Below are 21,058 nucleotides of genomic sequence, written 5' to 3' on the forward strand. Positions count from 1 at the left end.
CGTCCGGGGAGGGACGAATTGGATATCAAGGCAGTTGAAGAATCTTACGCGCGCTGGGCGCCGGTCTATGACAAGACTTTTGGCGCGGTGACGCGCTCGGGCCGCCGCCGCGCGGCCCGCTACATCAACACCCGTCAGGGCAGCGTGCTGGAGGTTGGCGTCGGCACCGGGCTGTCGCTGAAGCATTACGCACCGCATCTGCAGGTGACTGGCATCGATTTCAGCCATGATATGCTGAAGAAGGCGCAAAGAAAGGTGCAGGAACTGGGCCTGAACCAGGTCAAGGAGCTGCGCCAGATGGATGCGCGCAGCTTGGATTTTCCGGACAATTCCTTTGACACCGTGGCTGCGATGCATGTGCTTTCGGTGGTGCCGGATCCGGACCAGGTGATGCGCGAGATAACGCGCATTCTGAAACCCGGCGGCGAGGTGGTGATCACGAACCACTTCAAAAGCGGCAAAGGGGTGCGGGCGTCGCTGGAGAAACTCTCGGCGCCGCTGGCCAATGTGATCGGCTGGCATTCGGATTTTGCGCTGGAGACGGTGCTGCAGGAGGACCGGCTGAGCATCAAGCAGCAAGAAAGCATTCCGCCCTTCGGGATGATGACTTTTCTGGTTTTGGGCAAGCAGCAAACCATGTGAAACGGCACAATTCAGCGAAGCGGCCCCGGAGTGTTCTCCGGGGCTTTTCTTTGTGCGGCCTCTCTGCAACAGTGCGTCTGAACCGGGTGGAATTGCACCACCCCAGGGGATGTAAATCGTCTTTACATCCCTATATCCAGATCAAGTATTTCAGGGGAAGGAACGGATACTATGAGTGTTTCCCAATTTGAGAAGATGGTGGCGGAGAGCCAGGAGAAAGTCCGGGAGTCCCAGGCCAAGATCGGGGCGCTGACGTCACGCATTGAGACCGCGCGCAACAAGATCGAGGCGGGCGAGGATGCCAGCATCGACATCGAGAACGCGACGCTGGAGGATGTGCACGCCCACACCGACGTGATGAACGCCAACATCGCCGAGTTGATCATGGGGCTGGATGATGTGACGGCGGCGTTCTCGAAAGATTTTGACGAGATGCGGGGCAAGACCGGCTGGGAGAGCTTTGTTGGTTTTTTCAGCCGCGGCAAGTCGGACTCGATGCGGCAGGAACGTATGCGCACCGCCAGTATCGACGACAAGCTGCAGGACCTGATTGCCAAATCCGACGTGATCGTGAAGCTGCTGGAGGGCCAGCTGGCCACCCTGGAAGAGCAGCGTGAGAAGGTGCAGGCGAACCTGACGGCGACGCTGGACGACCGCGAATTCACCGTGCAGGAGCTGGAAACGGTGCGCGCTGGAATTGTGGCGCTGGACCCGGAGATCATTGCGCTGGAGAACAAGATCGCGGTTGAGCAGGACGCCGCCGCGCGTACCAAGCTGGAGACCGAGCTGGCGGATCTGAATGCCAAGTACAATGCGATGGTGCAGGACGAGCAGGTCAAGCTTGCCAAGTCCCAGACGCTGGAGCGCTATATCGAGAAGGGCAAGACCTGGGTCGACTCGTTGCAGAACCAGGCGGCGACGCAGATGGTGCTGATCAACAAGCTGCAGACGGACACGGCGCAGCGGGTTGTGCTGTATGACGCGCTGACCAAATCGCTGAAGACCGCACAGCAGCAGGATGTGGCGCACCGGATCAACGAGATCGGCGTGCAGACCGACAAGGAAGCCCAGACCGCGATGGCCGCAATCGGCACCGCCACCAATCAGAAGATGGCCGACATGCTGGAAAGCCATGAGGACAACATGGTGTTCGCCCGCGACGTGCTGGAGAAGAAGGCCAAGGCGGATGAACGCTTTGCCCGCCGGTTTGCGGCGATTGTCGAGAAGCACGACAAGAACCTGTATGGTGGGTGATGTTTCGCTTATTCGAGCAACAACACCGGCCTATTAAGATCAAAAGCCTGAAGGAGCTTGAGCCTGGTTTTAAGCCCCGGTGGTTCCGAATTTCGTTTCGCTTGATCCTGGTGGGCTTTTTGTCAATGCCAGTGATAGTGGCTGGCAGCGTGTTGAAGGTTTCACTACTAATCTGGCTGGGAGTTGCGATTTTTCACTTTGTGATGTTTGCGTTGATCGCCTTGTCAGTGGTTCCGAGGGGCATGAGGTTTGTCGGGTTCTGGTGGCCCTGGGTGGGTCTGAAAGCGGCGCAATTGGATAGTTGGCTTGAGCGCGACTTGGACTGGGGCAACTAAATGACCGATCCCTCGCATGATCACGCCGGCCTCAGCGATACCTTCGCCTCACGCCGGTATTTCAAGAAGTTCGAGACCATCATCCGGCACCTAACCCGGGTGTCGGCAGCGATGCAGGCGGAGGGGCGGCTGTCGAAATCAGATGTGAAGGTGCTGACTGCTTACCTCATGCGGCTCAATTTCACCTTCCGCGCGCTTTCCATGAAATACCTGATGGCGGGGCGGGACACCGGGCGGTTCTTTGGCAGCCTGGCGATGGACAAGCGCGACAGCGGCTTTCCGGTCGCGGCGGAGCTGATGACCATGGCCAACGATGCCCAGCAGGCAGAGCGGCATCTGGGCAATATGGCCAGCGAAGAGCAACTGAAGGACGACATGGTCCGCACCATCATCGCTGACCGCACGGTGCCGTCAAAGCTGCAATTCGCCCTGTCGCAACGGCTTTATTATCAGGAGCTTTTGAAAGGGCAGCTGTTCTGGACCCAGAATGATCCGGAATGCGAATGGCTGGAAAACCTTGGCCCGCGCCGCCGGCGCTTCCTGCTGCATTGGGCCGCCTATGACAGCCAGGTGAACCTGCCCGTGATCTACCTGATGGAGCTGGAAGACAGCGGCAAAGTGTCCTTGCCCAAGGACGAGCGCCGCTGGCCCGAGGTGCAGGCGCATCTGATGGCGCAGGCGCTGGCGGGCCTGAAGCTGGTGACCATTGCCAAGGGGTTTGACGAGGATTTCGACGATCTGCATCCCAAGCAACTGCGTCGCTATCACGTGGGGCCGATGTATTCCTCGGCCTATACCGAGCAGTCCGGCCCGTTGCACCAAGTGCTGGAGGAAGCGGAGGCGCCGGCGGGCCAGGACTGGGCGCTGGCCTGGACGCTGGAAGAGCTGGAAAGCGAAGAGGTGCGTGAAGATCGCGCTGGCTGGTTCGGCACCGTGGAGCGGGAGATATTCGCGCTTGATCCCTTTGGCGGGCGTGGTGCGGATACCGGGGCGACCCGCACCCAGCGCGCCATTATCCTGCCGCAGCGCCCGTTTCAGGTGCTGGCAGAGCTGGACCCGCCGGGGTTTGGCGATGTGCAGAAGTTCGTGGTGAGCGAGGCAGGGCAGGTGCTGCGGTATTGAGCTGCGTGCCTGCCGAGAGCGCGGGAGCCTCCGGCGGGGATATTTTTGGCAAGAGGAAAAGCGGGGTGAATTATGCCCGCAGGAGTCGGATTGAGAGGGTGAGATGAGCATTTCAGGCAATCAGATGGAGTTGCGGGAAGAGGATATCCGCAAGCATTACGCCGCTGCGGCGGCGCTGCTGGAGGGGTTTGATCACACCCCGCGGATTGCCAGGCCGGCCGTGGAGAGAAAGGCGCCGGAGCGCTCGGCGGGGATTGGCACGCGGCGGCGGTTCCGCTCGACCACGCCGGGGCTGGTGACGCGCTCCACCGCGCGGCCCGAAGGCGTGCATCTGATCGCCCGTATCGAGGCGGCGGATGAGGATGATCCGCTGACCTCGCCGCTGCAGGCGACCTTGCAGCACGCCCTGCGGCGGGCCCTGGCGATCTCATTGGCGATGGGGGAGGCTTATGCGGATGTGTCCGGTCTGGGTGAATTGAAGCGGGCCAATCTGGCCGGGTCTTTGGATGCGGCCCGCAAAGGTGAGTTTACCGATTTGCTGGCGGCGGAGGCGCTGGTGTCGGCGCATGTCTTTGCCAATGCCGCGGCGTTTTTGCTGGCGCCGCACGGGTCCGAAGCGCAGGCTGAGGTGGGCGAGGCGGAGGAGCTGCTAACGGATAATGCGCCGCTTGCCTTGCATGGGGTGCTGTGGGAGCTGGATCAGAAGCTGGCGCTGTATGCCCCCGACGATGCGCATCTGATCGCTGCCACCGCAGCTTATGCCGAGCAGCTGCTGGAGAAGGCGGCGCTCAGGGCGCAGAATGCAGGCCGGCTGGAAGCCTTCACGTCCGCTGCCTGGCGGGTGGAGGCGGATGATCTGACCATCAGCGGCTTTGACGCCGCGGCCAAGGCGAAATCCACCACCCTCACCATGGCGTTCAAGAAGCCGCATGAGGTGGTCGGCAACCATATCGCCAAATATCAGGCCCTGCGGCTGGCTAAAATGCTGATGGCCTATGATTTCGACCGCCGCCTGAACCCCTTTGCCGAGATGGGCGGGTTCATCTTTACCTTCATGGGGGACGGGAAGCCGGGGACGGGCAAGACGACGCTGATCCAGATGATGGCGGGGCTGATGCATGATTATTGCCAGAATGCGGGCTATGCCTTTCGTTACCAAAACTTTGGCATCGACAATATCGACAGCTATCAGGGCAAATCAGGCCAGAACGCCAAATCGTTCATTCAGAACGTGATCGACCCCGGCGTCATCGGCTTTGGCACCATCGACGATATCGACCAGATTGCGGGCAAGCGCGGCGACCGGCAGTCCAGCGCCGGCCAGCAGGAGGTGACGGCGGTGTTCATGGAGGCCTTTGCCGGCGCCAATACCGTGGTGCGCGGCAATTGCACCTTTGGCATGTTCTCCAACTACCCGGAGAATGTGGACGACGCGCTGCGCCAGCGGGCGGGTGCGCGGTTCCTGGTGGACGGGCCGCAGACGCGGGAGGATTACATCGACATCCTGACGCTGCTGATGGGCAAGAACCATGCGATCCCGCTGGGGGAGCATGATCTGTACGGTGCGCAGGAAATCAGGAAGGCCGTCGCGCGGTCCTTCGAGGCCTACAACCGCCCGCAGGAACCGGGGCTGGCGGAGGTATTCGGCCGGGTGCAGGATCAGCTTGGAGAGCTGGATGATCTGGCCAAGCTCGGCACCTATCTGAAGGCGATCCAAGCGGCGGATGAACGGTTCACCGGCCGCGCGATCAAGAACATCACCGATGCGGTCAAGGTGCGGGCGATGGATTTTGAGCTGCCGGATGAGTGGATGGAGAACCCGGAGCTGTTCCTGTTCAAGGATTACGACACCAAATCCGCAATGATTGCCGAACTGCGGGTGCCGATCACGGTCGATATGGTGGTGCAGGAGATCAACCGCTACGCCGATAGCGAGTTCCGCTATGCCGACAAGTCGGATGAGGTGGCGATTGAAAACATGGTGCGCGATTTCGGACGGCAGGAAGAGGCCAAGCGGCGGTATCTGGAGGGGAAGTGATCTGTGGGGATTGTTTTCGGATATGTTGCCCTTGTGGTTTCGGTCCTCACTGCGGTTTACTCAGTGGTTGCCGGGATCGCGATGGGAGGTCGGCTTGGAAGGAAAGAAGTTCCGGTGAAGCAGGCCCTTTCCGTGACATTCCTTCCTGTTCTCCTTGTTCCAATGGTGATTTTTCTAATCGTGGCAGCTTTTCAGGTTGGTGAAATGGGGCAGGGAGTACTTACCCTTTCAGGCATTCTTAGCGCTGCCATCTTTATGGAACGGATCTCAATGTCCTTTCTGATGCCGTTTACTGCCGCTGTTTTTGCGATTGCCATGACCATCGCAAGGCTACGCCCGCAAAATTCGCAAAGGGGGCTACGATGAATGTTTCGCGCAACATGAGAGCAGAGCCTGTCCGCGGGCGGAAGCGGAGCGCCCGCCCGTTTTGCCGGAGGCAAACCTTCGGTTTGACGGGGCGGACAGGCGCTGCCCGAGCCGCAAACGCCTCGGGCGGGGGGTATTCGCAACTGCTCTGGAAGGGAGTGCATCGCTTACGTGATGCGGACAGGAGGAACATATGAAACGCCTCATCCAGCATGGCCTGATGTTCGGCAACCTCTTCCATGTGGCCTCGCCTGCGCTGGTGGAGCGGTATAACCGCGCGCTGAAGCATCTGACCGGCAAGACCACGGCCCTTACAGATTTCCATGTCGATATCTCGGGGTTCTCGCCCGAGATCGGCGATGAGCTGGGGGATGATCACTATCTGAACCATGCGGGCGTGAACCGGCAGTTCATCCTGCTGTCGACCGAGCAGAAACGCTGCCCGCTCTTGCATGTGAAATTCTCCACCAGCCGGGACATTCTGCGCCGGTTTATTGAGGTCAACGAACGCCAGCTGTTTGCGCTGACGGCGACCGATGCCGTTGCCGGCGAGCTGGTGAATTCGGTGTTTGAGGTCTCGACCCCCGCCAGGCTGTTCGACATCCAGCAGGTGCGGATCGATGCGGATACCACCAAGGGCACCTTGCGCCATGCGGACCACCTGGCGCAGCTGGTGGAACGGTTCAAGACGCATGAGGATGCCTGGTTTGACGATACGCTGATCGGGGAGATGATTGCGACAGCGGAAAAGACCGGCGATGTCACCCGCAATCCGGTGCATCTGGAGCATGAGGTGTTTGAGCAGTCGAACTTCTGGACCGCGCATTTCGGCGGGTTGTATGTGTTTCAGGGCGTCGCGCATCCGGCGGTGATTGCCAGCGGGGCAAAGCCCGAGGGCGTGCCGCTGAAACATGTGTTTGATCTGAGCGAGCGCAATGCGATTGCCAAGTTTCTGGAACTGAACGGGCTGGCGGAACCGGTGATCCGGTCGCGCGGCGTCGATGGCGCGGCGATCCTGCGGCAGAAGATGGGGTTCCTGGCCGTCAGCGTGCTGACCGGGAAGGGCCGGGACCTCACTGGCCTGTCGCGCGGTGACCTGCGGCGGATGGCGGCGCGGCATGCGGATGAGCTGCCGGAGGAGTTCGAGGGGCTGGCGGCGCTGGTGCGCTGGGCCGAGGGGGGCGGCAAATGGCCGAAGATCCGCTCGGACCATCCGGCCTATTTCTATTCCTTGCGGGCGTCGGACACTGCCCAGCGGGACTTGGTGAATATGCTGCTGGCGGAGCTGTGCCCGCATGACTTCCGCCAGATGTTCATCTGCCACAAAGAAGAATTCTACCGCCAGTACCGGGGCTGGCCGGAGACGAAAAAGGCCTATGCGGCAGAGTTCCTGGCGCGGGAGTATGCGGTGGACAAAGCCGGCGCGCGCGCCGCGCTGTTCGGGCATGAGCCGGATATGGAAGGACGCACGCCCAGCCTGCCGCGAGTGCGGCGCAAGGGGATGGTTGACCGGGTCGGCCCCTGGGGCGCGGTCAGCCGGGTGAGGGACCGCTGAATGTTCGGGTTTTTTCGCCTGATCCTGATCCTGCTGGTGGTGCTGACCGTGGCCTATGGCACGGTGTCGCTTTATTCGCGTGAGATGCGGCGGGCGAAACTGAAACGCCGCTGGCAAGAGAAGGGGTTGACCGGCGACCGCTCCGCCTTCATCCAGCGGGGGCTGAAACAATACGACCGCTCGTTCCGGCGCAAGCTGATCCTGCTGGTCTATATCATTCCGCTAGGGGCGCTGGCGTTTCTGGTCTATGTCATTAACTTCATGTGAGGTGCAGCAGATGCGTTTCATCAAATGGGCTTTCCTGATTACCATCTGGGTGCTGTTCGGCGCCTTCCTGCATTATACGCTGCCGCAGTACGATGTGGTGCGGATCGTCAATACCTATGAGGAGCGGCAGGAGCTGAACGACTGGACGAGGGTTTTCTGGTCGCAGCCGGATGATCAGTCGGCGGAGCTGATCAACCGCGATGTGCAGTTCATCCAGGCGGTGCGCCCCAATGGCCGCAATATCGTGTACCGGAATGAGGATACCGGTTGGAATTGGCCGCCTTATTTCAAGTTCGATACCGCCAATCTGTATACTGATGCCAATGACAGCATCTCAACCAAGGCGAACCCGGAGTGGGTAGCGGTGATGCACTACGGCTGGCGCAATGAATTCCTGTCGGTCTTCCCCAACGCGGTGACGATCAACCCGGTTGCGGGACCGGAGGACAAGCCAACCAACTGGTTCACGATCATTGTTCTGGTGCTTCTGGCGGCGGTGTTCTGGGCCGTCTATGTGCGCTGGCGCCGCTTCCGCCGGGCGCGGATCGACCCGATGGTCGAGAATGTCGAAGACAGCCTGTATGCCGCGGGCGATGCGCTTGCCGAGCGCAGGGGGCGGTTCCGGCGCTGGCTGGACAGCTGGAAGTCGAAGTGACGAGAGGGGCCGCGGGCGGGGCGGCTCTGAAATATGCAAACGGATGCGCGGGCCCGAACGGGCCCGCATTTTTTTATTCGATACGGTCGAGCACCCAGTCCAGCGCCGGGGTGAAATCGCCAGCCGAAAGCGCCCCGCGTGGTGCCGCGGCGGCAGCAAAGGCGAAGCCGTGTGTGTAATCCACCAGCAGGCAGAGAATGGTGCGGGCCTCTGCGCCAGATACGTCTGCGGCGGTGATTTCCGTCTCGATCAGCCGGGTCAGCCCGGTCAGGGAGGAGCCGATCAGGGCCGGGTTTTCCAGGATACACTTTGCAAGCTCCGGATGCTTGGTCACCTGGGCGCAATAGCGGGACATCAGATCGCGCAGCCGCAGTTTGGGCGTTGCCGCTTCAGACGGGGTGTCTGAACCTGCAAATGCAATGGCGACGAGGGATGCAATCATCTCGTCCTTGGTTCCGGCGTGATGGGCAACGGCCATCGGGGTGACGCCAAGCGCCTCTGCCAGTGCTTTGAAGGTGAGGGCCTTGCTGCCGCCCTCATCGAGCAGCTGCAGGGCCGTTTTCAGCACATCATCCTTGCTGAGGGTCCGGCTGCCCCTGGGCGGGCGGCCCATGCGCGGGGGCATCGGTCAGGCTACCCGGAACGTGGCCTGGACCATGCCGGTGGGCAGGATGCGGGAGCTTGCCACCTGGAGGTCGATGTCCCGGTCCAGGCTGCCGAACAGCGGAATGCCGCTGCCGATCAGAATCGGGACCGTTGTGATGGTCAGATCGGCGATCAGCCCCTGGCGCAGGAAGGACTGCACCATCCGTCCGCCGTCGATATAGGCGCGGGTCCAGCCCTCTTCTTGCAGCTCCTGCATAAGGTCTGCGGGTGCGGCGGTGCTGAGGCGCACCTTGTCCTTCAGCTCATCGGGAATGTCCTGTTTGGTCAGGCTGCTGCTGAGGACCACAACGGGTTTGCTGTAGGGCCATTGGCCGAACCCGAGCAGGGTGCGGAACGATCCGGTTCCCATGACCAGCCCGTCGACACTGTCCATGAAGGCGGCAAAGCCGCCATCGTCATCTTCGGCAACAGGCTGTTTGTGCAGCCAATCCAGCGAATGGTCCTGGCGGGCCACAAAGCCGTCGAGGCTGGTGGCGATGAAGACGTGGCCGGTGGTCATCGGTTTCTCCTGTGCATGCGTTTAATTATACGGAATATAATTAAGCGCATGCCGCGTTCCAAGGGGCCGGCGCAAGATTCACTGCGTGCGAATCGATTCGGTGGATCAGCAGCGGGTAACCGCATGAAAGATAAGCGCTTGCCGCAAACGGGCTGGCGGATGCCGGTTTGAGTTTCTGGACATCCCTGTCCCGCCCGGCTCGGCAAACATGCATGTCTTTTTCCGGTTTTTGCGGGTCGGTTTTGTTTCCGATGGCGGGAAATTTTTCAGGCAATACCGCAGATAGCAAGGTGCCGTCCTTCGGGGCGGAGAATTGGGAAGCTGGTGAAACTCCGGCACTGCCCCCGCAACGGTGACCCCGGGCAAGGCATGGCAATGACCACTGAAGCCAATGGCTTCGGGAAGGTGCCAGGCCCCGCCGCCGAATGGCCCCGGGACAGTCCGGAAACCAGCCTTGCCATGAAAACGTCAACCGCGGACGGCGGCGGGGCGGTTGCGGCGCGTGTCCGCAATCCCTTTGCCTATGCCTGCGACCAAGCCAACACGCCGCGGGGATGCGGCAGAGGAGAGAAGCAGATGCTTCACGACAGCGAAATTCTGGCCAAGCTGATGGCGCGGCAGAAAAACTATTCTCTGGAACAGGCGTTCTATACCGATCCGGGTGTTCTGGACCTGGACCTGCGGCAGATCTTCTACCGCGAGTGGCTGTTTGCCATTCCCGCCTGCGAAGTGCCGAAACCGGGCAACTATGTGACCCATCAGGTGGGGTCGTATAACGTCATCATCGTGCGTGGCACTGATGGCGAAGTGCGTGCTTTCCACAACGCCTGCCGCCACCGCGGTTCGGTTGTGTGCAAGGCGAAGAAAGGCAATTCGCCCAAGCTGGTCTGCCCCTACCACCAGTGGACCTACGAGCTGGACGGCAAACTGCTGTGGGCGCGGGACATGGGGCCGGATTTCGATGCCTCCAAACACGGGCTGAAGCCGGTGCATTGCCGCGACCTGGCCGGGCTGATCTACATCTGCCTGGCGGATGAAGCGCCGGATTTTAACGGTTTTGCCGAGGTGGCCCGCCCCTATCTGGAGCCGCATGATCTGGGCAATGCCAAGGTGGCCTTTGAAAGCTCGATCATTGAGAACGGCAACTGGAAGCTGGTCTGGGAAAACAACCGCGAGTGCTACCACTGCGGCGGCAACCACCCGTCGCTGTGCCGGACCTTCCCCGAGGATCCGTCGGTGACAGGCGTTGAGGGCGGCGAGACCCCGCCGCATCTGCAAAAGCACTTTGACCGGATCGAAGCGGCAGGCTGCCCGGCGCAGTTCCGCATGGATGCGCGCGGCCAGCACCGGCTGGCACGGATGCCGCTGAACGAAGGCGCGGAAAGCTACACCATGGACGGCAAGGCGGCAGTGGCCAAGCCGCTGGGCCGGGTGCCCTTTGCGGATGCCGGCACGCTGCTGAAGTTCCATTATCCGACCACCTGGAACCACTTCCTGCCGGATCATTCCCTCGTGTTCCGTGTCACTCCGATCAGCCCGACCGAAACCGAAGTCACCACCAAATGGCTGGTGCACAAGGATGCGGTTGAGGGCCAGGATTACGACATCAAGCGCCTGACCGAGGTCTGGATGGCGACCAATGACGAGGATCGCATCGTGGTCGAGGACAACCAGAAAGGCATCAACTCCCCCGCCTATGAACCCGGTCCCTATTCCGAGGTGCAGGAAAGCGGCGTCATTCAGTTCTCCAACTGGTATGCCGAGCATCTGACCCGCGCGCTGACCGGCCGCCATCTGATTGCGGCGGAGTAAGGTCATGGGATTGCAGGCCAATTTTGAGACATTGGACGAAACCCTGGCGTGGAAGGACGACGAGATGCTGGAATGCGTCTCGGTTGTTCCGGAAGCGCCGAACACCGCCACCTTCAGCTTCCGCGCGCCGTCCGGCGCGTGGTTCAAATACCAGCCGGGCCAGTTCCTGACACTGGAATTGCCGGTGCCGGAAGGGACCGTCTGGCGCACCTACACCATCAGCTCGTCGCCCTCGCGGCCATTGTCGATCTCGGTAACGGTCAAGGCCCAGGGCGACAGCATCGGCACCCGCTGGATGCTGGACCATCTGCGCCCCGGCAGGATCCTGCGCGCCTCCGGCCCGGCAGGGGTGTTCACCCTGCCAAAACGCCCGAATGGCAAGTTTCTGTTCATCTCCGCAGGCTCGGGCATCACGCCCAGCCTGTCGATGACACAGTATCTGTTCGACCGCGGCCAGTCGCCCGACATCTGCTTTATCAACTGCGCCAAACGCCCCAGCGAGATCATCGCCCGCCAGCAGCTGGAAAGCATGGCGTCGCGGCTGCCGGGGTTGAAGCTGAACCTGGTGGTGGAAGAGGACGATCCCTATCAGGTCTGGACCGGCTACCGCGGCCAGCTGAACCAGATCATGCTGGGCCTGATCGCGCAGGATTACCTGGAGCGCGAGGTCTACTGCTGCGGACCGGAACCCTTCATGCAGGCGGTGCGCGACATGCTCAACGGCCTGGGCTTTGACATGGAGAACTACAACCAGGAGAGCTTTGGCGCGCCGGTTGAAACAGCCGCTGATGTGCCCGAGATCGACGATGTGGTGCCGGAGGAAACTGCTGCCGCCGAGATCAGCTTTGCGGCGTCCGGTGTTATGGCAACCTGCACCGAAACAGATACGGTGCTGGCGGTGGCCAAGGCTTCGGGGCTGAACATCCCGTCGGGCTGCACCTTTGGCATCTGCGGCACCTGCAAGGTCAGGAAAACCGCAGGCGAGGTGCATATGGTCCACAACGGCGGCATTTCGGAGGAAGACGTGGAGGCCGGTTACATCCTGGCCTGCTGCTCCAACCCGATTGGCCGGGTTGAGGTCGATATCTGATGAAAACGGGCGCGCGCCGGATCTGGCGCGCGTCCTTTTTTTTAAGGCCTGATCAGGCTTCCAGCGCCAGTTTGTGCACGTGGATTTCGTTGATCGGGTGGCTCTCGGCGCCGATGATACCAGGGCGGGCGTGACGGTAAAGCGAGCGCCAGTAAGGCTGGATCACGGTGCCGTCGTCACGCATGAACTGCTCAATCTTCTCCATATGCCCCCGGCGGGTATCGGCATCGGCAATGGCTGAGGCGGCCTCCAGCATGCTGTCGAACTCGGTGCTGGCGAGACCGGTTTCATTCCAGGCCACCCCGGTTTTATAGGCCAGTGTCAGCACCTGCACCCCCAGCGGGCGGTGGCCCCAGTCGGTGGAGCTGAACGGATATTTGTCCCAGTCGTTCCAAAAGGTGTTGCCGGGCAGAACCGTGCGTTTGACCTTGAGGCCGGCATCGCGCATCTGCGCTGCCAGCGCATCGGTAGTATTGCGGCGCCAGTCGTCGTCGATTGAGAACAGCTCATGCTCGAAATCGAGCATCCCGGCCTCCTCCATCAATTGGCGGGCGGCTTCCGGGTCGCGCACCGGGGCGCCGATATCGGCGTATTCCGGGTGGATCGGGCAGACGTGGTGGTTCTCCGCCAGGGTGCCGCGCCCGTCATAGCCGAGTTCCAGCAGCACCGCGTTGTCGCAGGCCAGCGCCAGGGCGCGGCGGACACGGGCATCGGCATAGGGCTGCGCCCCGTCCACTTCGGCATCGCGGTTGGTGCGCAGCACCAGAGTGTTGGCCGAGACGGATTCACTCAACTTCCAGCCGATGGAGGTGAAGATATCGACGTATTCCCCCACGGTTTCATAGACCATGTCGATTTCTTCGGCCTCGGCAGCTGACAGATGGGTGGAGCCGTCGGTGCCGAAGTCAATAAACTCGATCCGGTCCAGATGGGCACCTTCGCCCCACCATTCGTGATCGGTGTTCTTTTCCAGGGCCACTTTGACACCGACCTCGTATTCCACCAATTTGTAAGGCCCGGTGCCGACCGGGTCGGCGCCCGGATCGCCCGACCAGCCGTCCGGCACAATGGCCGCGGGGTATTCGGTCACTGCCGGGATGATGGTGATGTCCGGGCGGGTGAGCTTTACCTTCAGCGTCAGATCGTCGACCACCTCCAGCGCGCCCTCGGCGGGGCCGTCGCCGGCCTCGTTCTGCAAGGAGCCCATGCGGGCCGCCATTGAGTTGCCTTCCCATTTGCCATCGCACCAGCGGGCAAAGTTATAGGCGACGTCCTTGGCCGTCAGGGTGCCGCGGCCGTCGTTCCAGTTCACGCCGGGGCGGATGTGCAGCAAGTATTCGGTGGCATCCTCGTTGACCTCCCAGCTTTCCAGCAGCCGCGGCTCAAAGGTGCCGTCGGCATTGTATTGCACCAGGTATTCCAGGTAGCCGCGCACCAGATTGCCCAGCTGCGGCCAGTTGAACAGCGGCGGATCAAGGAGGGCGCGCACGACCTGCTGGATGCGGATGGTGCCGCCCTTTTGGGCATTGGCTGCGGCCTGCACCGGCTGGCTGAGGCCGATCATGCCATAGGCCGCGGATGCGGTCACACCCAGCGCGGTTGCGCGGGACAGGAATTCGCGCCGGTCCAGTTTGCCTTGGGCTGTTTCCTCCGCATGCATGCGCACTGCGGGGTGGTGGGTTTCCCTGTTATAGTATTTGGTCATTTTGCTTCCTTTGTTGCTGTGTTCAGCGGCGGGAAAGATGCGGGCAGCAGTGGAAAGGGTGTGACTGGCTGCCCCGCCCGCCAGCAGCCATTCGCCGGTGGCTTTATTCCGCCGGCTCCTGAGTGATGGTGGTGGCGATTCCAGCCTGCTCGCGGCGGCCGTCGTTGTAGATCGCTTTGATCAGGGCGGCGCATTGCAGCACCATCACCACTGAGAAGGGCAGGGCGCCGATCACCATAGCGGTCTGGATTGCCTTGAGGCCCCCGACCAGCAGCAGCGCCGTCACCACCGCGCCAAGCGCCACACCCCAGAAAATGATATGCGGGCGGGCCTTGGGGCCTTCGTCGCCGGCGGCGTTGATGGTGTTGACGATCAGCACCGCGCTGTCCGCTGTGGTCACCAGATAGGTCATCAGCAGAACCACGATCATCACCGACATCGCCCAGCCGACCCAGGGCGACAGCATGTATTGTACCATGGCAAAGATCTTGTCGCCATCAGGTGCCGTGGCGATCTGGCCGTCGGCGCCGCCGTAAAGCTCCAGATCAATTGCGGTGCCGCCGGCCCAGGTGAACCAGACAAAGCACATCAGCGACGGCACGATCATGGCGCCCAGCACAAATTCGCGGATTGTGCGGCCCTTGGAGATCCGCGCCAGGAACAAGCCGACAAACGGGGCGAATGCAATCCACCAAGCCCAGTAAAACACCGACCAGCCGCCCTGCCAGCCTTCCAGCTTTGTGGCCACGCTGTCCGGGGTGCCGTCGCCGGTCCAGACCCGGAACATCATGTCCGGCAATGCGATCAGGTAATCCCACAGGCCAACTACCAGCGCCTGCAGGCCAAAGAAGGTGGAGCCGAACAGCAGAAAGAAGCTGAGCAATGCGATGCTCAGCACCATGTTGATATTTGACAGCCATTTGATCCCCTTGCCGACACCCGACAGGGCCGAGGCGGTGGAGGCTGCCATTATCACCAGGATTGCCACGATCACGCCGGCGGTATTGGCGGTGCCGGCCTCGTTGGCCAGCCCATCAATGCCAATCCGGGTGAGGCCGGAGACAAACTGTTCCACTCCGAAACCCAGGGTCTGCGCCACGCCGAGGATGGTGGCGACCACGGCGACGATATCCACCACATGGCCGATGGATCCGGACAGGCGGGCGCCGAACAGCGGTGTCAGCGACGAACGCATGGTCAGCGGCAGCCCGCGGCGGTAGCTGAAGAACCCCAGTGCCAGCCCGGCAATTGCATAGCAGGCCCAGGCACCCAGCCCCCAATGCAGGAACGACCATTTGTAAGCCATGCGGATATTGTCCGCAGCACCGCCGTTGGTCAGGCCCTGGATCACTTCAGGATTGTTGTTCCAGTGATAGATCGGCTCGGCCACCGCCCAGGTCAGCATGCCGACCCCGATGCCGGCCCCGAACATCATTGAAAACCACGAAAAGTTGGAAAACTCCGGTGTGTCGCCGTTCTGGCCCAGCTTCAGCCGTCCGGCGGCGGGCCAGATCGCCAGCGCGATACAGCACAGCACGAACAGCGCCACGGTCCAGATGTACCAGGCCCCGAAAGAGGCCAGAATGAAGCCGTTGACCGAATTCAGCACCGCACCGGATTGTTCGGGAAAGGCAATGGCCCAGACCACCAGCCCGCCGATCATCAGTTTTGAAGAAATGGTGACGATCTGGCTGAAGCCCCGGTAAAATCCGCTGTCGGACGTGCCGATCGGCAGATCCGTTAAAGGAGGTTTGATTGACATGAAAAATCCCTGTTTTCTGTTGATCTGCCGGTTGATGCCGCCCGGGGCTACGGCTTAGCAGACCTTACACAGGGCATTTTCTGGTACAAAAATTCTGCCTTTTGCAGTAGGCAATAATTTATGAATGACATTAGCAGCATTAATAGGAAGCTGAGCTATAATCTGGTCGCGCTGCATAGTTTCGACCTGGTGGCCCGGCATGGTAATTTCACCGGCGCAGCCGAGGCGCTGGGGCTGACACAATCGGCGGTCTCGCAGAAGATCAAGGGGCTTGAGACGGAATTGGGTATTGCTTTGTTCCGGCGCGAGCATCGCGGCGTGTCGCTGACCAACGAAGGTGTGCGGCTGTTGAATGTGGTCCGTCCGGCGATGGCGCAGATGGGAAACTCGGTGGCGTCGCTGCTGGAGCGCAAGTCCCGCCCCAGGGTGCGGATTTCGGCGGATTTTGCTTTTGCCAGCTTCTGGCTGCTGCCGCGGCTGTCGCATTTGCGCGCCGAACTGGGCGATGAGATTGAGATCCAGATCCTCGCCTCGCAGGTAGCGCCGGACGACTATGGCGAGGATTGCGATATCAAGATCCACGTCGGCCCGCGCAGCAGTATGGGCGACGGCGATGTGATGCTGCTGCAGGAGCGGGTGGGGGCGGTGTGCAGCCCGGCCTATCTGGAACGGCATGGCCCGGTGTCTTCGGCAGCAAGCTTGCTGGATTTTCAGCTGCTCAGCCTGTCAAAACCGGCCTCGGCGGAATGGCAGACCTGGCAGGGCTGGTTCGATCGCTTGGGTATCGCGGGCGAGCGGTCGAAGAACTATATCAGTTTCAACAACTACGACATGGTGGTGCAATCCGCAGTGTCTGGTGACGGCATTGCCCTGGGCTGGCTGGGGCTGATCGACAGGCTGTTGCAGAACGGGTCGCTGGTCAGAGTGGTGCCGGATGTGGTGGTCAGCGATGCCGGCTATGTGATGTCGCGCGACTATTCCAGCCGCCTGCGGGGGCCCAGTCTGGTGTTCGACTGGATCGCCGAACATCTGGCAGGTTCTGCGGTGATGTAGGGCTGGTGCCGGATTACCAGCCGCGGCGCCCCAGCAGCGCGTGCAGCCGGTGCTGCGGAGCAAAGGCATCGACCGCGGCAGGCCGGGTCAGCCGCAGCAGCACCCGGCGCAGCAGCAGCCCGCCCAGGCAGGCAAAGATCACCCCGCCGGCCGCCTGGCCCAGCAACACCCCAGGCGCACCGTATAAGGTGCCGCCCAGAACGGCCAGCGGCCAGGTCCCCAGGGTGTGGCGGCCCCAGTTGATCCATGTGGAATAGACCGGGTGGCCCAGATTGTTGAAGCTGGCGTTTTCGACAAACAGCACCCCGTTGAAGAAATACGCCAGTGCCAGCGGCCCGCAGAACAGGTAGATCAGCGTGCGGGTCTCGCCGGTGGCCGAGAACAGATCCGCAATCGGCACCCGCAGGGCAAACAGCACCGCCGCCATCAGCAACACATAGACCGCGGTAAAGGCGATGCCGGCCAGAAACGCCTGGCGCACACGGGCAAACTGCCCGGCGCCAAAGTTCTGGCCGATGATCGGGCCGATGGCGCCGGACAGCGCAAAGATCACCGAAAATGCCACCGGCATCAGGCGCCCGATCACCGCCATCCCGGCGACCGCCTCAGTTCCGAACTGGGCGATTTCGCGCAGCACAATGGCATTGCCGAGCGGGGTCGCGACATTGGTCAGCACCGCAGGCACTGCGATCGCCCGGATCGCCCGCAGGTCGCCGCCGATCTGCCGCAGCGAGGGCCGCATGAAGCCCTGATGCACCCGGATGGCGGGCCAGAAGGCGGCCCCCAGCATACAGGCCCGCGCCAGCACTGAGGCAATGGCCGCGCCATCCAGCCCCAGTCCCAGGCCAAAGATCAGCAGCGGATCCAGCACCGCATTCAAGCCGCCGCCGTACAGCGTCGCCATCATCGACCGGCGCGCATCGCCATGGGCGCGCAGCACCGCCATGCCGGTCATCGCCAGCGCCATTACCCACATCGTTGGCAGGATGATCCAGACATAGCGCATGGCCAGCCGCAACACCTCGCCCTCAGCGCCGAGCAGCGCCAGGATCTGCTCCAGATAGGCCAGCACCAGGACCGGCATCAAAAGCCCGGTCAGCATCCCGATGGCGGCCACGCTGGTGGCATATTGCTGCGCCTGATCCGGCCGCCCGGCGCCCAGCTCCCGCGCCACCAGCGAACCTGCAGCGATGGACAGTCCGATATTGATCGAATTGGTGAAAAACAGCAGCGTTCCGGCATATCCCACCGCAGCTGCCAGCGCGTCATTTCCCAGCATCGCGATAAAGGCCATGTCGACGAAATCAACCGCAAACATCGCCATCAGCCCGATGCTGGCGGTCAGCGACATTCGGGTGACATGCCGCATCAGGCTGCCGGTCAGAAAGACGGCTTTGCGGTCCGGTTGCTCTGCCATCTTTCAAACCCTTTGATGGTTATGATCCTGTCCCGGGCGGATATCTTCCTCCCTGCATGACGACGCCACCGCCCCGGTCTTGTCAATGCGTGCCGCTGCGCGTGGCGGCCGGATCAATCTGCGAACAGGTAATGGGTCTCGGCAATCTGCATGGCTTTCTCCTCGGTCAGACCCAGGAAACCGCGCAGCTGGCCTGCGTTTTCCTCCGGGCTGCTGCTTTCCCTCATCTGGAACAGCTGGCTGAACCCGGCATCGCGGATGCGGTCGTTTTCATGCAGGATGTCGTTGCGGATAGTCGGCAGCAGCCGCTCCAGCGTCAATTGCGGTGTACGCTCACCCGCCAGCCCGACCCGGTGCGCGTGGCCGGTCAGATAGTCGTTGCTGAACTCGCATTCGATCTGCAGGAAGCGGGTCGAGGAGCGGTCGGAATGAAAATCGTTCATCAGGTCGATGGCGCCGGGATCCAGACAGATGATCAGCTGGTCGGACTCGTAGTATTCGAACAGCATCCGCATCAGCGCGCGGCGGTGCCGGGTGCGCTTCATCAGCGCCGCTTGGATGCCGCCGAGGTCGGGCAAAGGGGTGTCTTCTTCGTTGAACAGGTAGTCGATGGCCGGGATATTGGTCACTTGCCGGATCTGCTCCAGCAGCCGCTTGGCCACGTGCCATTTCTTGCAGATCACGATCAGCAGCTCGCGTTCACGCCCCAGCGAGCTTTCGGTCTCCCAGAACCGCGGTGCAAACCGGCGCCCGATCCGGCCCCTTTGGACCAGGAATGTATACAGGCTGCGCCCCTCGTTGGAGATTTGGAAGTCGACGCCTTGCGCCGCATAAAGCCGCCCAAGCCGCGACTTCAGCTCGGTCGCTTCCGGGCTGATCTTGCGGGCGAACAAAAAGTCCTGACTCAGCAGCAGGTCGTAATGGTCATTGTGGAAATTCACCGGCATGCCGTAATCGGTGAACATCAGGAAGGTGAGGGTGCGGGTCTCGATCTCGCCTTCCGGGATCAGATGGCGCACCAGGGTCTGAAAGAAAGTTTCATCCGGGATCCAGGTGGTGCGGAAAAACCGCATCACATCGCGGCGCCTGCGGGTGAATTCCAGGATCCACTCTACCGTGCGGCGGCGCAGGCACCACCACTGGCTGCCGATCTGCACCTGGATATCGGCCGGCACCTCGCGCTGCAGCCCCAGGCGTTTCTGCAGCCCATGGCTCCAGTAAAACAGCTGCTTGTGCTTGCGCTCGTTAAAAATGTGCCGGTAGATCAGCCGGTCTTCCTTCATGCCGGTTTTGATCCAGTCGCTTTCGAAGAAATCAAAGCTTTCGATGAAATCTTTGTCATGCTGATCAAGGAACCGGTGGGCATACTCCGCAGTTTTCACCGCCATGCAATCGCCCGACAGCATGTAGAAATGGGTGGCGCGCGGGAATTCATCAACCGCGCTGCGCAGCGCGTGCAGCGTCGCCTCGACCAGCGACCATTCCCCCCAGCCGCATTTGATCCGCTTTTTGGCAAAGGCCACATTGGGATTGTCCGCCAGTTCTGTTCGGATCAGCTGGTAGTCTTCCGGCGCCGCCCGCCCGTCAAAGTGAATCGCCATGTAATCGCCGGCCGCGGTCAGCCGCTCAGCCTGCTGGATGATCGCCTCGGGGTCTTTATGGCAGAGCAGAATATATGCGATTTTTGCCATGGCGTGGACGGATTGCCTTGTTTTGCCTGATTGTTTCCCTTGATAAGCGGGCTTAAGGCACGAATAAACCAGATAGTTCCCGTTTCGGTAAACATATGCGAATACTGCTGGGGACAAGGCAAGAATAAACAAGAGGGCAGCGGATGGGGTTCCCCGGCACCTGGATGACGGAAAGTGAAACTGTGGTCTACCGGGTGGTGCCGAAATGCGCCTGCTCGACGATCGGGCAGATCCTGCATTACTCCGATCACGGGCAGTTTTTCGATGGCGACATTCATGACGCCAAGGATGGCCTGCACAAATGGGCGCTGGAGCACAGCCAGGGGCCGATCACCCGCAATGTGCAGGGGCATCGGTCTTACGCCTTTACCTGTGTTCGCAATCCTTACACCCGCGTGCTCAGCTCTTTCTTTGACAAGATCTGCGGCATTCAGCGCAACGGGCGGCGCTACCGCGGCAATCTGGTGCCCAAGCTGGCCTATGAATACGGCATCGAGGTCGGCGGCGAGGACGGTAAGCAGGAATTCGACCAGATCGCCAGCTTCCGCCGGTTTCTGCTGTTCGTGCGCGACACCATCCGCTGGCGCCGCCCGATGGACCCGGACATCCACTGGTCGGCGATGTCGGGGCATGTGTCCACCTTCATTCTGAACGGCGGCCGCTACAACCGGATCTTCTGGACCGAGGATTTCAACACCGGCATGCAAGGCGTGCTTGATGCGATCGAAACGCCGCATGCCGTGGACCTGGACGCGATCCCGCGCTTCAACGAAAGCGAAGGCCACGGCCCCAAGCGCGCGCACGCCGTTGAGGACTATTTCGACGATCTGTCAATGCATCTGGTCTATGAGATCTACAAACGCGATTTCGAGCTGTTCAAATACGATTTCGAGAACCCCGGCAACAAGATGCCGGTGGGCGAGATCGACCTGGACGAGGTGCACGCCAAGCTGGGGGAGTAAGCAGGCGGGCAGGGCGCTCCCGCGCCTTGCCGCAGCATCAAAGATGCAGCGCCAAAAGCCTTGGGCCCAGCGCCGCTGGCGCGGCGCGGGCGGGTGTCGCAATCGGCCATTCGGCTTCACCTTTGGCTAAATACTCCCGCCGGAGACACGCCGCGCGTTAGCGCGGC

General features: G+C 61.5%; 19 protein-coding genes and 1 riboswitch. Of the genes, 13 read left to right on the forward strand and 6 right to left on the reverse strand.

The annotated features are described in order from the left end of the window. Positions 1 to 18: 18 nt before the first annotated feature. The 9 genes from K3724_RS01805 (at position 19) to K3724_RS01845 (ending at position 8,234) form a co-directional block, all read left to right on the forward strand. On the forward strand, positions 19 to 642 hold the full coding sequence (locus tag K3724_RS01805; RefSeq protein ID WP_259989505.1) for a class I SAM-dependent methyltransferase: 624 nt from the start codon (positions 19 to 21) through the stop codon (positions 640 to 642). Between the two features lie 171 nt (positions 643 to 813). Next, positions 814 to 1,896, forward strand: a complete 1,083-nt coding sequence (locus K3724_RS01810) for a hypothetical protein (RefSeq protein WP_259989507.1) — start codon at positions 814 to 816, stop codon at positions 1,894 to 1,896. Next, positions 1,896 to 2,231 carry a hypothetical protein gene (locus tag K3724_RS01815; RefSeq protein WP_259989509.1) on the forward strand — a complete coding sequence of 112 codons (336 nt, stop codon included), beginning with the start codon at positions 1,896 to 1,898 and terminating at the stop codon, positions 2,229 to 2,231. The genes K3724_RS01810 and K3724_RS01815 overlap by 1 nt, the downstream gene beginning before the upstream one ends. Next, positions 2,232 to 3,353 carry a hypothetical protein gene (locus tag K3724_RS01820; protein ID WP_259989511.1) on the forward strand — a complete coding sequence of 374 codons (1,122 nt, stop codon included), beginning with the start codon at positions 2,232 to 2,234 and terminating at the stop codon, positions 3,351 to 3,353. Positions 3,354 to 3,456: 103 nt separating this feature from the next. Further along, positions 3,457 to 5,391 (forward strand): ATP-binding protein, encoded by a 1,935-nt coding sequence (locus K3724_RS01825; protein ID WP_259989513.1) that lies wholly within the window; start codon positions 3,457 to 3,459, stop codon positions 5,389 to 5,391. Positions 5,392 to 5,394: 3 nt separating this feature from the next. Further along, a complete protein-coding gene (locus tag K3724_RS01830; RefSeq protein WP_259989515.1) occupies positions 5,395 to 5,757 on the forward strand; it encodes a hypothetical protein in 363 nt (120 codons plus the stop codon). Between the two features lie 193 nt (positions 5,758 to 5,950). Next, positions 5,951 to 7,312 carry a DUF6638 family protein gene (locus K3724_RS01835; RefSeq protein WP_259989517.1) on the forward strand — a complete coding sequence of 454 codons (1,362 nt, stop codon included), beginning with the start codon at positions 5,951 to 5,953 and terminating at the stop codon, positions 7,310 to 7,312. After that, positions 7,313 to 7,579 carry a hypothetical protein gene (locus tag K3724_RS01840; protein WP_259989519.1) on the forward strand — a complete coding sequence of 89 codons (267 nt, stop codon included), beginning with the start codon at positions 7,313 to 7,315 and terminating at the stop codon, positions 7,577 to 7,579. A gap of 10 nt (positions 7,580 to 7,589) precedes the next feature. Then, positions 7,590 to 8,234 (forward strand): DUF1523 family protein, encoded by a 645-nt coding sequence (locus K3724_RS01845; protein ID WP_129372130.1) that lies wholly within the window; start codon positions 7,590 to 7,592, stop codon positions 8,232 to 8,234. Positions 8,235 to 8,307: 73 nt separating this feature from the next. On the opposite strand, the gene K3724_RS01850 is transcribed toward K3724_RS01845, so the two are convergent. After that, positions 8,308 to 8,847 (reverse strand): TetR/AcrR family transcriptional regulator, encoded by a 540-nt coding sequence (locus K3724_RS01850; protein WP_259989522.1) that lies wholly within the window; start codon positions 8,845 to 8,847, stop codon positions 8,308 to 8,310. Between the two features lie 15 nt (positions 8,848 to 8,862). After that, positions 8,863 to 9,399 carry a dihydrofolate reductase family protein gene (locus K3724_RS01855; protein WP_259989524.1) on the reverse strand — a complete coding sequence of 179 codons (537 nt, stop codon included), beginning with the start codon at positions 9,397 to 9,399 and terminating at the stop codon, positions 8,863 to 8,865. A 271-nt stretch (positions 9,400 to 9,670) separates the two neighbouring features. Beyond that, a riboswitch (cobalamin riboswitch) is annotated at positions 9,671 to 9,871 on the forward strand. Between the two features lie 104 nt (positions 9,872 to 9,975). On the opposite strand from K3724_RS01855, the gene K3724_RS01860 reads away from it, so the two are divergent. Then, the gene (locus K3724_RS01860; RefSeq protein WP_259992540.1) at positions 9,976 to 11,211 is read left to right on the forward strand and encodes an SRPBCC family protein; all 1,236 of its coding nucleotides are present in this window, start codon (positions 9,976 to 9,978) and stop codon (positions 11,209 to 11,211) included. Positions 11,212 to 11,215: 4 nt separating this feature from the next. Then, complete coding sequence (locus tag K3724_RS01865) at positions 11,216 to 12,301, forward strand: hybrid-cluster NAD(P)-dependent oxidoreductase (RefSeq protein WP_259989525.1); 1,086 nt, start codon at positions 11,216 to 11,218, stop codon at positions 12,299 to 12,301. A 52-nt stretch (positions 12,302 to 12,353) separates the two neighbouring features. On the opposite strand, the gene K3724_RS01870 is transcribed toward K3724_RS01865, so the two are convergent. Further along, positions 12,354 to 14,006, reverse strand: coding sequence for an ABC transporter substrate-binding protein (locus K3724_RS01870; protein ID WP_259989527.1), 1,653 nt, complete (start codon positions 14,004 to 14,006; stop codon positions 12,354 to 12,356). 103 nt (positions 14,007 to 14,109) lie between these two features. Next, a complete protein-coding gene (locus K3724_RS01875; RefSeq protein WP_259989529.1) occupies positions 14,110 to 15,768 on the reverse strand; it encodes a BCCT family transporter in 1,659 nt (552 codons plus the stop codon). A gap of 120 nt (positions 15,769 to 15,888) precedes the next feature. On the opposite strand from K3724_RS01875, the gene K3724_RS01880 reads away from it, so the two are divergent. After that, on the forward strand, positions 15,889 to 16,821 hold the full coding sequence (locus K3724_RS01880) for a LysR family transcriptional regulator (protein WP_211038133.1): 933 nt from the start codon (positions 15,889 to 15,891) through the stop codon (positions 16,819 to 16,821). 13 nt (positions 16,822 to 16,834) lie between these two features. Here the strand turns inward: K3724_RS01880 and K3724_RS01885 are convergent, their stop codons facing one another. Further along, complete coding sequence (locus tag K3724_RS01885; protein WP_259989532.1) at positions 16,835 to 18,238, reverse strand: MATE family efflux transporter; 1,404 nt, start codon at positions 18,236 to 18,238, stop codon at positions 16,835 to 16,837. Between the two features lie 113 nt (positions 18,239 to 18,351). Then, complete coding sequence (locus K3724_RS01890; RefSeq protein ID WP_259989534.1) at positions 18,352 to 19,929, reverse strand: DUF5928 domain-containing protein; 1,578 nt, start codon at positions 19,927 to 19,929, stop codon at positions 18,352 to 18,354. A gap of 143 nt (positions 19,930 to 20,072) precedes the next feature. Between K3724_RS01890 and K3724_RS01895 the strand changes: the two genes are divergently transcribed. After that, positions 20,073 to 20,891: a sulfotransferase family protein gene (locus K3724_RS01895; RefSeq protein WP_259989536.1), complete on the forward strand. Its 819-nt coding sequence runs from the start codon at positions 20,073 to 20,075 to the stop codon at positions 20,889 to 20,891. The last annotated feature ends 167 nt before the right edge of the window (positions 20,892 to 21,058 follow it).

Source organism: Leisingera sp. M658, assembly GCF_025144145.1.
In the GTDB taxonomy this organism is placed as follows: Bacteria; Pseudomonadota; Alphaproteobacteria; order Rhodobacterales; family Rhodobacteraceae; genus Leisingera.